The sequence below is a fragment of the Rhodococcus sp. JS3073 genome (assembly GCF_026810085.1).
GTDB classification, from domain to species: domain Bacteria; phylum Actinomycetota; class Actinomycetes; order Mycobacteriales; family Mycobacteriaceae; genus Rhodococcus_F; species Rhodococcus_F wratislaviensis.
In genome coordinates, this window is the sequence record NZ_CP113951.1 from 320,954 (window position 1) to 334,122 (window position 13,169).

Sequence of the window (13,169 nt, forward strand, 5' to 3'; positions counted from 1 at the left end):
GAAGGACCACTCATGACCACCACCGAAGACCTGAAGCAGACCACTCCCCCGCCTTTGAACGCCCACGACTTCCTGAACATCGACGCCTCGCTGTCCGATGAAGAACGACTCATCCGCGACACCGTCCGCGGATTCGTCCGCCGCGACCTGCTCCACCGACTTCCCGACGCCTACGACAACGCATACCTGCCCGACGACTTCCCCCGAGCTGCAGGAGAACTGGGTCTGCTCGGCATGCACCTGCAGGGCTACGGCTGCCCCGGAACCAGCGCGGTCGCCTACGGGCTCGCCTGCCTGGAACTCGAAGCCGGTGACAGCGGCCTGCGCAGCTTCGTCTCCGTCCAGGGATCACTCGCGATGTTCGCGATCTGGCGCTACGGCAGCGAGGAACAGAAGCAGACGTGGCTACCGGCGATGGCGGAGGGCAAAGCAATCGGATGCTTCGGACTCACCGAACCCGATGCCGGCAGCGACCCGTCCGGGATGCGCACCACCGCCCGCTTCGAAGACGGACAATGGGTACTCAACGGCAGCAAGATGTGGATCACCAACGGCAGCAAAGCCCACGTCGCCGTCGTGTGGGCGAAGACCCCCGACGGTATCCGCGGCTTCGTGGTCCCTCGCCACACCCCCGGCTTCTCCACCCGCGACATCAAACACAAAATGTCGCTGCGCGCATCCACCACCTCGGAACTCGTCTTCGAGGACTGCAGGCTCCCCACCAGCGCCGCACTCCCCCAGGCCACCACCCTGCGTGCCCCCCTCTCATGCCTGACCGAAGCCCGATACGGGATCATCTGGGGAGCAGTCGGCGCAGCGAGAGCCTGCTACGAAGCGGCGCTCGACTACTCCACCACGCGCACCCAATTCGGCCGGCCCATCGCCGGTTTCCAGCTCACCCAGCGCAAACTCGTCGAAATGCTCACCGAGGTCAACACCTCACTCATGCTGGCACTCCATCTCGGCCGACTCAAGGACGCCGGACAACTCCACCCCCAGCAGGTCAGCTTCGGCAAACTGCACAACGTGCAGAGCGCCCTCGACGTCGCCCGCAGCGCCCGCACCATCCTGGCAGCCAACGGCATCACCCTCGAATACCCGGTGATGCGGCACATGGCCAACCTCGAATCCGTCCTGACCTACGAAGGAACCGGCGAAATCCACACCCTCATCGTCGGCCACGCCATCACCGGCGTTGCCGCCTTTCACTGACTCGGAGCAACCATGAACTCCCCACGCGACGTCATCATCATCGGCGGCGGGCCCGCCGGTTACACCGCCGCCATCTACACCGCCCGCGCGAACCTGCACCCGCTGGTCTTCGAGGGCACCCAATACGGCGGCGCACTCATGCAAACCACCGAGGTCGAGAACTTTCCCGGCTTCGTGGAAGGAATTCAGGGACCGGAGCTGATGGACACCTTGCGCAAGCAAGCCGAACGCTATGGTGCGGAGCTGATCGCCAGGGACGTCTCCACCGTCGACCTGGGTGACGAGATCAAGCGCGTCTCCACCGATGATCGTCAGTACACGGCCAAAACCGTTGTCCTGGCGATGGGATCGGCCTACCGCGCCCTCGGGATGCCCAACGAGAAACGTCTGTCCGGGCACGGAGTGTCCTGGTGCGCCACCTGTGACGGCTTCTTCTTCCGCGATCAGCACATCGCAGTGATCGGCGGCGGAGACTCCGCGCTGGAAGAAGCGATGTTCCTGACCCGGTTTGCGGCCAGCGTGACCGTGATTCACCGCCGGGACACACTGAAGGCCTCGAAGATCATGCAGGAACGCGCGTTCGCGAACTCCAAGATCCTGTTCCTGTGGAACAGCGTCGCCGAGGACGTGATCGGCGACGAGCAGGTTGCCGGACTCGTGGTGCGTGACACGGTCACCGATCAACTTTCGACGTTGCGCGTGACCGGAGTGTTCATCGCGATCGGGCACGATCCGCGCAACGAGCTCGTGCATGGACAAGTCGCACTCGACGATGCCGGATACGTCCTGACCGAAGGACGAACCTCGCGGACGCCGGTGTCCGGTGTGTTCGCGTGCGGCGACCTCGTCGATCACACCTACCGGCAGGCGATCACTGCGGCCGGCAGTGGCTGCAGTGCAGCACTCGACGTCGAACGGTATCTGGCAGCTGCCGGATCTCACTAGGGGGAATTCCGTATGAAGATCTTCGAGGCGTGTGCAGATTCCCTTCTCGGGCACGGCGTCGATGTGATGTTCGGGCTCATGGGTGACGCGAACATGCTGTACGTCGCGAACTACCGTGAGCGTGGAGGCCAGTTTGTCGCCGTCGTGCATGAGAGCAGCGCGGTCGCTATGGCGGACAGCTGGTCTCGCAGCACCGGACGGGTCGGCGTCGCCACGGTCACTCATGGCCCCGGACTGTCCAACACCATGACGTCATTGATGGAAGCAGTCCGCAGCCGCAGCCAAGTCCTACTCCTGACCGGGGACACACCGGCGGAACCGACCCACTTCCAACGGATGGACATCAGTTCCTTCGCACAGGCAGCGGGAGCGGGATACGACAAGGTGCATCGGCGGGAAACCCTCGGTCGTGACCTCAATCGAGCGTTCCAACGGGTGGTCGCCGAACGCAGACCGGTCGTACTGAACATTCCGGTCGACCTGATGCTCGAAGACGCGGGTGACCAAGCTCCGGTCTCCCCCGCGGTGCACTCCTCGCCCTCGGTTCCGGCAATCAACGACCTCGATGCTGCGCTCGGCCTTGTCGCGAGCGCCAAACGCCCGATCGTCCTCGCCGGCTACGGCGCCGTGTTGTCGCGGGCCGACGATGCACTGCTCGCTCTCGCCGAGACACTGGCCGCCCCGGTCGCGACGTCTGTGCTGGCCAAGGACATGTTCCGTGGGCACCCCAGCAACCTCGGAATCTGCGGCAGCCTCTCCCACAGCGTGGCCGCCGCAGCCATCGCCGAATCGGATCTGATCATCGCGTTCGGCGCGAGTTTGAACGTCTACACCACCTTCCACGGCGAACTTCTGGCCGACAAACATGTCGTCCAGGTCGACATCGATCCAGGCCGCTTCGGCTGGTACCTACCCGCCAGCGAATACATCGCCGGCGACGCCGCCGTGGTCGCCGACGCGATCCGGGAAGCTCTCGACGCGATAGACCACACACCCTCACACCCGGGATGGCTGCAGTCGGTGCAGCAGAACCTGGTCGACTATTGCCCCGAGTCCGAGTATAGGGACCACACAGCGGCCGACACGGTCGATGTGCGAACTGCCTGCCTCAGACTCGACGACGTGCTGCCGTCCGACCGAACGATGGTCAGCGATATCGGCCGCTTCACGAACGCCGTCTGGCCACGCATCGAGGTGCCCGACGCGCGGCGTTTCACCACCATGGGAGGCTTCGGCGCAATCGGACTCGGTCTCGCCGGCGCAATCGGTGCCGCGATCGCGCGTCCCGACGAGTTGACCATCGCCGTCGTCGGCGACGGAGGATTCATGATGCACCTGGCCGAACTCACAACCGCGGTCCGACACCAGTTGCCCCTCCTGGTCCTCGTCTTCAACGACAACGCCTACGGTGCCGAGCACACCAAACTTCAACGCTACGGTGCAGATCCGGACCATTCCCTCAATATGTGGCCAGAATTCGGGCCCATCGCCGAAGCGATCGGCGCTGGATCGATGTCCGTTCGGAAGATCGAGGAGCTCGACGAGCTCCGGCACATCACCCACGATCTCCGAGGACCATACGTGGTCGACATCAAGCTCGACCCCGAGGTCGACATCCTCGCCTGACCAACCGGATTCGACGTGATCCGTACAGTCTTTCAACCCAAGGAGCCACCCATGTCCGACGCCCACACGGTCACCGTAACCGACGACACCTTCACCAGGATTGTCCTGAACAGCACGATGCCAGTACTGGTCGATTTCTGGGCGCCGTGGTGCGGGCCGTGCAAGAAGATCGCCCCAGTACTCGACGAGATCGCTTCCGAGCACTCCGACAGACTCACCGTCGCGAAACTCGATGTCGACGCAAACCCCGACTCGACCAAGCACTTCCGCATCATGTCGATTCCGACCATGGTCCTCTTCCACGACGGCGAGGTCGTCAAACAGATAGTGGGCACCAAGGACAAAGCCGCGATCCTCGAAGACCTTGCCGACGTCCTCTCGTAGCATCCCAGGCATCGGCACACCATGGCCGTCGCCGCCGCTAGTCGACGCCGGTGTCGTACTGCTCTCGGTTGGCGAACACCTCGTCCATGTGCGCCTCCGCCCACCCCTTGATGCCGCGCATGACGGCGTGAAGCGAGATCCCGAGGTCGGTCAGCTCGTAGGTGACCGTGACAGGCACGGTCGGCGTCACCGTGCGGGTGAGCAGGCCGTCACGTTCGAGGGAGCGCAGCGTCTGGGTGAGCATCTTCTGGCTGACTCCGGCCAGCCGCCGGGACAGCTCCGAGTAGCGCATCCGCCGCGGCTCGCCGACGCAGTCCTGGCCTGAGTGTGGTCCGTCGCCGCCCAGCGCGGCGAGGACCAGCGTCACCCACTTGTCGGAGATCCGGTCGAGGAGCCGGCGGCTGGGACAGGTCGCCAGGAACGCCTCGTACTCCACCTTCGCCTGCGCCCGCTCCTGGGCTGCCGTGGTTGTCGACATCGACCGCTCCTTCCTGCGCGGTGACATACGCACCTTGAAGTGCCTACTTCCCATTGGAGAGTAACCCCTCCATCGTGGTGGGTACAGCACAAACACCGGCCCACAGGAGGCGAACATGTCCACCACCTTCCGCACCGCGATCGTCCGCACCCCAGGCGGTCCCGAGTCCATCGAGATCATCGACGTCCCCGTCGTCGAGCCCGGCCCGGGCGAGGTCCGGGTCGCGATCGCAGCGGCCGCGGTCAACCCCGTCGACCTGGCGCTTGCCGCCGGGGTGTTCCACCGGCTCGGGCTGATCGACCAGCCCGACCACACCGGCCTAGGCTGGGACTTCGCCGGCACCGTCACGGCGGCCGGTCCGGACGTCGACCTCCCGGTCGGCAGCCGCGTCGCGGGGCTGGTCGCCGGGTTCGACCGCGACTTCGGGACGTACGCCGAGCAGCTGATTGTCCCGGCGGGCGACACCGCACCCGTGCCGGAGGGACTCGACCTGGCCACCGCAGCCACGGTCCCGCTCAACGGCCTGGCCGCAGACCAGCTGGTCGACCTACTCGGCGACGGCGGAGGCCGGAGCCTGCTGGTGACCGGCGCCGCCGGAGCGGTCGGGGCCAACGTCGTCACGCTCGCCCAGGACCGCGGCTGGCGGGTCACCGGACTCGCCCGGGCCGAAGACGAGAAATTCGTGCGCGGCCTCGGCGCCGACTTCACCACAGAGGCGGCGCGCGCCTGGGACGCGGTAGCCGACGGTGCCGCACTCCAGGAGCAGGGCCTCACGCTGGTCCGCGACGGCGGCCTCTTCGTCGGCGTGCAGCCGGGCGCGGCGCCGGCAAGCGAACGCGGCGTCACCGTCCGGGAGCTGGTGGCGCAGCCCGACGGTGCCCGGCTCGCCCAGCTCCTCGACTCCACCGCGAGCGGCCACCTGCCGGCACGCGTGCACGCCGTCGTACCGCTCGACCAGGTCGCCTCCGCCCACCGCGCGGTCGCGCAGGGCGGCGTTCGCGGAAAGATTGTCCTTCGGCCGGTCATCGACCCGGGCACGCATCGGCAGTGATCGTGAAATCGACTGAGGCATTCCCGGTCGTTCCGAATTCGATGCGAACGGAAAGGACGCAGGCAGATCTGACCCCGCGGCTCGACGATCCAGCCGTCTACTCCGCTGCGAGATCGACCTTGAATGCTCCCTCGTCGACGTCTGAGGCAACGCAGGTCACGATGCCGTCCTGAGGGAATCGAGTCGTCGCAGCTCGACCTCGGACAGGATCAGGTCGGCCGCGGCGACGTTGAGGCGTAGGTGTTCGACGCTGGTCGTCCCGGGGAGCGGGACCACCGGTACACCGTGCGCCTGCTGCCGATGATGCACCCAGGCCAGTGCGACCTGTCCGGCCGTGGGCGCCGCCGATCTCGTCCACGGCGGCATGCAGGCCGCTTGCTCGCTGCTCGTCGGCTGCGCTCCGAGTCTGGTGCAGGAGTCCATGACTGGTCGGTGAGTGTGCCACCACCACTGTGCCGAGGTCCGCGATGACGGGTAGCAGTTGATGCTCGATGGCGCGGTGGTCCAGCGACCACTGCTCTTGCAGCGCGGCGATCGGGTGGACGGCGTGTGCGCGGCGCAGGTCGTCCGCCGTCACATTGGACAGGCCGAGGTAGCGCATCTTTCCCTGGCCGACCAGTTCTGCCATGGCGCCGACGGTCTCCTCGATCGGGGTCGTCTCACTGCGATGGTGCAGGTAGTACAGGTCGATCATGTCGACGCCGAGCCGTTGCAGGCTCGCCTCGCACGCCTGCCGCACGTATGACGGATCGGCGCGCACGTCGAATCCGCCGGCGACCTGATCCCGCCACACGAGGCCGAATTTGCTGGCCAGCAGCACCTCATCCCGCCGGCCCCGGATCGTCCGGCCGATCAGCTCCTCATTCTGGTACGCGTCGGCGGTGTCCACCATCGTGATGCCCGCATCAAGCGCGGCATGAACCACGGCCACCGGGTCGCGATCCGGGCCACCGGCGCTGTCGTCGCGCAACCTCATCGCTCCGAATCCCTGGCGTCCGAAAGCATCCCGATCCACGGCTGCACGCGCTGTTCTGTCATCTGGTGTCATGACCGATACGCTAGATCCTCAACCAGCGTTCCGATCAACCCGTGGGTAGTGCGCAGCCCTGATGATCGTGGGCAAACGAGCGTCACGCCGCGCGAGTCGGTTCGAGGTCGATAGCGCGGGGGACGTGGGGCGACTCACGAGTCCGAGCCCACGCCGTGCTACCGACCGCGTAGTCCGATCGGGTTGCCGTCGGCGTCGGCAAGCACGCAAATCCGCGTCTCGGATGCGACTTGGCGCGGGGCGCTGCGCTCGGTCGCACCAGCGGCGAGCAGGGTTTCGCGGGTCGCGTCGAGATCCTCGACGTCGGCGAAAGCAACAGGTCCGGCGTTCTCGCCACTCGGATTCAAGGCGACTTCGAAGCCGTCCACGTTGTACCCGACGTAGTACGACTCGTCGGTGTGCGGTGCGCCGAGCAGCGCGGTGTAGACCGCCTTGGCGGCGTCCAGGTCGGATACCGGGATCACCAGGCTGCGGATTGTGGGACTCATATTCGTCTCCCTCGGGGTACGCGGTCATCGACGACCGCTTCGTCGGCGATACGGACCACGTTATCCGCACCGCAGGTGCCGGCGCTTCTCGAATCCTGACCGAGCTGTATGGGTTTGGTCCGTCGTAGCGGATCGACGCGCACAGGTTCCAGACCCGGACTCCCGGTGGGTTCGTCGTCCTCAGACTTCCTTGTTTGTACCCTGTGTGCCTTCACTTGGGTGGAGCACCTCGTCCTTCGGCGGCACCGGGCCGGCCCGCACCTGCATTCGGCGGCCGTGCTTCTCGGACGCCGTGTCACCAATGGGCACACTGACGACGCCGGGCGGCCCTGGCCCCCGTCGCAGTGGAGTGCGCCCGTCACGGGCTGATCCGATTCACGGCCGATGGTGGACCCGCGAATCCCGCCTTTCAAGGTGCTCTCTGAGGTTCTGAGCGCCGCGACGAAGAGGTGGCCGACCCGGTCTGGTTAAGCGCGGCACGGCTGACCCTCGAACTCGGGGACTATCCTGGATCAACACCCACGTCGAGCAGTCGAGCAGTGTCTGCGAGGGATCGACGTCTGGTATCGATGTCCGGGAGTGAGGCGGCCGCCGATGGCCGAGTTCGATCCACCGACCACTCAGCGTGCCCCCGGTCGCGCGATCACCACGGAGCTGGCCGCGGCCGGATTCGAGGACGCCCGGGAGATCGGGCGGGGCGGGTTCGGCGTCGTCTACCGGTGCCGTCAAACTGCCCTGGACCGCACCGTCGCGGTGAAAGTGCTCACCGAGGACTTCGACACCGACAACCTCGAACGGTTTCTGCGTGAGCAACGCGCGATGGGGCAGCTGTCCGGGCACCCGCACATCGTCAACATCCACCAGGTCGGCGCCACCTCTTCGGGTCGCCCGTACATCGTGATGCGATATCACGCGTGCGATTCGCTCGACGCCCGCATTCGCAGACTGGGGCCGATCGAGTGGCCCGAGGCGTTGCGACTCGGGATCAAACTGGCAGGTGCCCTCGAGACTGCACACCGTCTCGGCATCATCCATCGCGACGTCAAGCCGGCGAACATCCTGCTCACCGAGTACAGAGAACCCCAGCTCACCGACTTCGGCATCGCCCGCATCGCCGGCGGCTTCGAGACCTCCACCAGGTCCGTTCTCGGGTCGCCGGCCTTCACCGCCCCCGAGGTCCTCTCGGGTGGGCCGCCAACTCCGAGCTCGGACGTCTACGGCTTCGCGGCTACTCTGTTCTGCGCGATCACCGGCCACGCCGCGTTCGAGCGACGCAGCGGTGAGCGGGTTATTGCCCAATTCCTGCGGGTCACCACCGAACCCATCCCTGATTTCGGAGCGGAGGGTATCCCGCAGGAGGTGTGCGACGTCGTCGAACGCGCCATGTCCGGAGACCCGCGGATGCGCCCGACGACCGCCGCCGAGTTCGGGTACGAGCTGCAGGAGTGCCAGCGTCGAATGGGCCTGTCCGTCGATCACATGGCGCTTCCGGTCGAACTGAGCGAGGACGGACAGAATCCACTGGGCGGGACGCTTGGCGTCGTGTCGGGGAGCTCCCGCCCGCTGAAGAGTCCCGTCCGTCGGCGCACGCCGACAACGATCCCGCCGCCCACTGCCGCGGCCAAGTTCCGTCCACCGACGCCCACCCGTCTGCTGGTTGCCCGGGCTCGGCTCATCGACGTCCTACGCGCAGGCCGGTCGCGGCGACTGACCGTGATTCATGCACCGGCGGGATTCGGTAAGAGCACGCTCGCCGCCCAGTGGCGGGATGTCCTCACCGAGGACGGCGTGGCGGTGGCATGGCTCGGTGTCGATCATGATGACGACAACGTCGTGTGGTTTCTCGCGCACCTGGTCGAGGCGATCCGGAAGATCAGCCCGGCCCTCGGGGATGGGCTCGGTGAGGCGCTCGAGCAACGCGGCGATGCGGCCGCACAGTACGTCATGATCAGCCTGATCAACGAGGTCCACGACAGCGGGCAGCGTGTGGCCGTGGTCCTCGACGACTGGCACCGGGTCACCAGTGCCGAGACGATCACAGCGATGGAGTTTCTTCTCGACCACGGCTGCCACCACCTGCCGATCATCGTCACCAGCCGCACCCGCACCGGCCTGCCCCTGAGCCGGATGAGAGTGTGTGACGAGCTCGTCGAAATCGATTCGGCTGCCCTGCGTTTCGATGCCGCGGAGTCGTATTCGTTTCTCGTCGATCTCGGAGGGCTGACGCTCGACCGCGGCGATGTCGACGCATTGACGCGCTCGACAGACGGGTGGGTGGCCGCCCTGCAACTCGCTTCCTTGTCGCTGCGCGGATGCGACGACCCAACGCAGCTGATCAGTCATCTGTCGGGGCGCCATCACGCCATCGGTGAGTTCCTGGCCGAGAACGTGCTCGAGACCCTCGAACCGAGACTGCTCGAATTCCTCATGGCCACCTCGATCACCGGACGCATCTGCGGCAGCCTCGCGTCGGCACTCGCGCGCGTCGAGCGTGGGCAGGCGATGCTCGAAGACGTCGAGAGCCGAGATCTGTTTCTGCGCCGCCTCGACGACGACGGCGACTGGTTCCGGTACCACCACCTCTTCGCCGAATACCTGCGCAGAAGACTCGAGCGTGATCAACCCGAGCGGATCGGCGAGCTCCACGCCGCGGCATCGCGATGGTTCGCCGATCGTCAATTGCTGAGTGAGGCCGTCAATCATGCCCTCGCTGCAGGAGACGAGAAAGGGGCAGTCGACATGGTCGAGCATGACGGAACGGTTCTGCTCGAGCACGCGAAAATGTCCACCCTGCTCGGTCTGGTGGCGAAACTTCCCCCGAGGCTCGTCGTCTCCAGCGCCCGTCTCCAGCTCACGTTGGCGTGGGCCCACTGTGAACTCCAGCGTGTCCGGCCCGCACAGGCGGCACTGGACCGCGTCTATTCCCTCCTCGAACGTGACGCGATGGCCGGGGCCGAGATCGCCGATCTGCGGGTCGAGGCCGACGTCGTTCAGGGTGACATCACAATATTCTCGGACCGGATCGACGGCGTCGACGAGCTGATGGCGGAATGCCTGTCGCGACCGGAGACCCTGCCCCCATGGGTCGTCTCCGCCGCGGCCGACATCGCAACCTTCGCCGAGGTCTACCGATTCGACTTCGACGCGGCACGCCGTATGCAGGACTGGGCATCGACGTACCACGAGCGAACGAGTGGCCCGTACAGCGGGGCGTGGGGATATTGCTACTACGGCATCGCCGCCAATGAACAGCTCGATGTCGTTGCGGCCGAATACCACTTCCGGAAGGCGATGCGGCTCGCGGTCAAGTCCGGGGGACGTCACTCACACGCTGCACGTCTCGCCAGCGCGCTGCTCGGCGAACTGCTCTACGAACGTGGCGACCTCGCCACCGCCGAACGGCTATTGAACGAGAGCCGAGAACTCGGATACGACGTCTGCGTGGATTTCATGCTCGCCCCCTGTGTCGTCGGAGCGCACATCATGGCGCTGCGAGGAGACCGGGACGGGGCGGCAAACCGGCTGGACGAAGGCGCCGAGGCCGCCGAATCCCGGTCGCTGCCGCGATTTCGGGCCAGGATCGACAACGAACGGGTCATGCTGGGCCTCCCTCTCGAACCAGGTCGCGCCGTCGAGTTCGCCGAGCGGCGTCACCCGGTCGACGGATTGGACGAGATCACCGCGCAGCTCGAGGATGCCACCGCCATCACCCTTCTCCTCGGTCGACGATCGGCGGAGACGACCGCGGCCGCCTGCACCTGGGCCGGGGAATGGGTGCACAGGATCGAAGGCCGGGGACGGCACCGAGCACTACTGCACGCGAATCGACTGCTCGTCGGCTGCCTCGCGGCCGCAGGCCGAAACGACGAGGCGAAGCAGGTGCTGGCATCGATCGCGGCGCAGTGCGCGGAACGCGACATGATCCGGTACCTCCTCGACGGAGGACCGTATGTCATGTCGACCCTGCGTGGCCTCCGCGACGATCAACTGCACGGGCTGTGGCGGCCGGAGTGGACGACGGTCCCGACCGCCTTTCTCGAAGCGCTGTCAGCGACCACGGGCCCCACCCTCATCTGAGGGCGGCGATCCGCGACACGACGGCGTCGAATCTCGTACGCGGCGATGCGCTGGTGTGCCTCACAGACCAGCAGGTTCATCCGGGACAGCACGAACAGGGACCGTCTCGGAAGTGGCACAGCGGTATCGGCACAACACCGAGTCCGTAGTCCCGGCTACGCACGCCGCGGTCGCGATCGACAAGGCGCCGAGCCGGCGACCTTCAGGATCACCAGACGGTGTCGAATCGACGGCCGCGGGGTTCCTAGGGCGTCGATCGTCTCAGATGGAGGCGGGAGCCGATGACTGTGTACGCAGCCAGCGGGCGGCGTGGTGGCGGTAACTGTCGATGCCCTTGTAGGTGGCGATTTCGGCGGGAAGTTCGGTGATGATGTCGGCGAGTTGCTCGGCCCACGCGGGAATGGTGGCGATGTCCGACAGTGGCGCCAGGTAGGTGTGGATGTTGAAGACGAGCGCTCCGGTGAGGGGCAGTCGGATGAGGTGTTCGAGTTCGATCCGCAGTTGCACGCGTCCGTAGTCTCCATCGGCGACGAGCTTCGGAATGTCGTCTTCCCATTCGGGCCGGGTTTCGAGACTGGTGTCGCGGTGCGGTGAGCCAACGGCGGAGAAAGTCCAATTGGCGCGGCGGAAGATGCGGTCCGTGGTGAGATGGCGCATGAACTGCTGCGCACGGCTGGTGATGCCGCCGCTGGTCAGCCCAGGTACGGGGCGGTGAATTTCGTTGAAGTTCATACCGACATCGAACTTGATCGACCAGTCGGCAGCGAAGGTGACGATGGCCGCGTCGAACCAAAGTTGGTCGTGGCGCTCGGTGAGCAGGAGAATGTCGTCAGGCACCTGGCAGCCGATGAAGGTCAGCGGGTCCTCCGGCAGCGTGACCAGATCACCCATTTCGAAGTGTTGGTCGATGCCGAGCAATGTGTTGCGCCAGTGGTAGCGGTTGCCCTGCCCGGTCAGCTGCATGGTTTCCGGGTGGGAGTCGGCCATCTGCCGCATGAGGTAGAGCATGACGTCCCAGCAGGCGGGCATCATGTGCGGCAAAATCTGCACTCGCCCTGGGTCTTTCGCCAGGATCTCCCGTTTGAGCTGCATCATCGGCACGTATTCGAGTCCGAGGTCGACGACGTGTCGGCCCCAGCCCCCGGCGAGGGTGGGGGTATACCGGGGTGCAGGCTCGACATTGACCGCGTAGCGGAAGGGTTCGTCCCCTGCCGGGAAAGGCCAGGGCAGACAGGTCAGGTCGCTTGTGAGCAGTTCGGTCATGGTATTTCGCTCCAGAGTCGGGCCGGAATGGCGGTGCAGGGTGATCTCCAGTCGGTCGTCAGGCAACCGATGCCAGATACATCGCACGATGCGAGGAGGTGTGCGGGCGCACGAGGAGGTCGCGGGCGCAGCCCGAGCACTCAACGGTGTGGTCTGGGCGCGCGGTGGCCCGGGTGGCGGTGTCGCAGTGCGGGCAGAAGACGTTGATCACGTCCACGTGTGAGATGTGGATGAACAACTCGCACGGCAGAATTCCCGCCTCGCGCGCTACCGCAACAGCCTGCATCACCTCGTACTCCGCCCCGGCGACCATGATGCGGACCCCGACTGTGCTGGTGTCGATCAGGTCGGCGACACCCGCACCGTCGGGGAGGCTGTGCAACGCCACTGCCCGGTGCGCGGAGTCGAGATCCCGCGCCCACTTTTCGACCTTGGCGGTGGCACTGGGGTCATCACCGATCGCGATCAGGAGGTACTGGCGGCCGGATAGGTCCATGCTGGCCGCGGTAATGCCGACCTGCGCGGTGGCGATGTCGGAGTCGTCGATGCTTGTCATGACATTTCCCTCTGAGAGTCGTTGAGGAACAGGCCCGGTGG

At 65.9% G+C, this 13,169-nt stretch carries 11 protein-coding genes; 6 read left to right on the top strand and 5 right to left on the bottom strand.

What is annotated here, in order from left to right; genetic code table 11:
• Window positions 1-12: 12 nt before the first annotated feature.
• Genes OYT95_RS01510 through trxA form a run of 4 tightly spaced genes read left to right on the top strand, consistent with a single transcriptional unit; the run spans window position 13 to window position 4,167 of the window.
• Window positions 13-1,212, top strand: a complete 1,200-nt coding sequence (locus tag OYT95_RS01510) for an acyl-CoA dehydrogenase family protein (RefSeq protein ID WP_052032906.1) — start codon at window positions 13-15, stop codon at window positions 1,210-1,212.
• Window positions 1,213-1,224: 12 nt separating this feature from the next.
• Window positions 1,225-2,157, top strand: coding sequence for a thioredoxin-disulfide reductase (gene trxB, locus OYT95_RS01515; RefSeq protein ID WP_268790701.1), 933 nt, complete (start codon window positions 1,225-1,227; stop codon window positions 2,155-2,157).
• Between the two features lie 12 nt (window positions 2,158-2,169).
• The gene (locus OYT95_RS01520; protein WP_268790702.1) at window positions 2,170-3,783 is read left to right on the top strand and encodes a thiamine pyrophosphate-binding protein; all 1,614 of its coding nucleotides are present in this window, start codon (window positions 2,170-2,172) and stop codon (window positions 3,781-3,783) included.
• Window positions 3,784-3,834: 51 nt separating this feature from the next.
• Window positions 3,835-4,167: a thioredoxin gene (gene trxA, locus OYT95_RS01525; protein ID WP_037227725.1), complete on the top strand. Its 333-nt coding sequence runs from the start codon at window positions 3,835-3,837 to the stop codon at window positions 4,165-4,167.
• Between the two features lie 37 nt (window positions 4,168-4,204).
• Here the strand turns inward: trxA and OYT95_RS01530 are convergent, their stop codons facing one another.
• On the bottom strand, window positions 4,205-4,645 hold the full coding sequence (locus tag OYT95_RS01530) for a winged helix-turn-helix transcriptional regulator (RefSeq protein WP_268790703.1): 441 nt from the start codon (window positions 4,643-4,645) through the stop codon (window positions 4,205-4,207).
• Between the two features lie 115 nt (window positions 4,646-4,760).
• Here OYT95_RS01530 and OYT95_RS01535 point away from each other — a divergent pair, with 115 nt between their 5' ends.
• Window positions 4,761-5,696: an NADP-dependent oxidoreductase gene (locus tag OYT95_RS01535; protein ID WP_268790704.1), complete on the top strand. Its 936-nt coding sequence runs from the start codon at window positions 4,761-4,763 to the stop codon at window positions 5,694-5,696.
• A gap of 97 nt (window positions 5,697-5,793) precedes the next feature.
• Here the strand turns inward: OYT95_RS01535 and OYT95_RS01540 are convergent, their stop codons facing one another.
• Both OYT95_RS01540 and OYT95_RS01545 read right to left on the bottom strand, forming a co-directional pair.
• Window positions 5,794-6,672 (bottom strand): aldo/keto reductase, encoded by an 879-nt coding sequence (locus OYT95_RS01540; protein ID WP_268790705.1) that lies wholly within the window; start codon window positions 6,670-6,672, stop codon window positions 5,794-5,796.
• Window positions 6,673-6,902: 230 nt separating this feature from the next.
• A complete protein-coding gene (locus OYT95_RS01545) occupies window positions 6,903-7,232 on the bottom strand; it encodes a VOC family protein (protein WP_128638755.1) in 330 nt (109 codons plus the stop codon).
• Between the two features lie 594 nt (window positions 7,233-7,826).
• Between OYT95_RS01545 and OYT95_RS01550 the strand changes: the two genes are divergently transcribed.
• The gene (locus OYT95_RS01550) at window positions 7,827-11,309 is read left to right on the top strand and encodes a serine/threonine-protein kinase (protein WP_268790706.1); all 3,483 of its coding nucleotides are present in this window, start codon (window positions 7,827-7,829) and stop codon (window positions 11,307-11,309) included.
• A gap of 261 nt (window positions 11,310-11,570) precedes the next feature.
• Here the strand turns inward: OYT95_RS01550 and OYT95_RS01555 are convergent, their stop codons facing one another.
• The gene (locus tag OYT95_RS01555; protein WP_268790707.1) at window positions 11,571-12,572 is read right to left on the bottom strand and encodes a heme-dependent oxidative N-demethylase family protein; all 1,002 of its coding nucleotides are present in this window, start codon (window positions 12,570-12,572) and stop codon (window positions 11,571-11,573) included.
• A gap of 58 nt (window positions 12,573-12,630) precedes the next feature.
• Window positions 12,631-13,128, bottom strand: a complete 498-nt coding sequence (locus OYT95_RS01560; RefSeq protein ID WP_268790708.1) for a dimethylamine monooxygenase subunit DmmA family protein — start codon at window positions 13,126-13,128, stop codon at window positions 12,631-12,633.
• Window positions 13,129-13,169 lie beyond the last annotated feature (41 nt).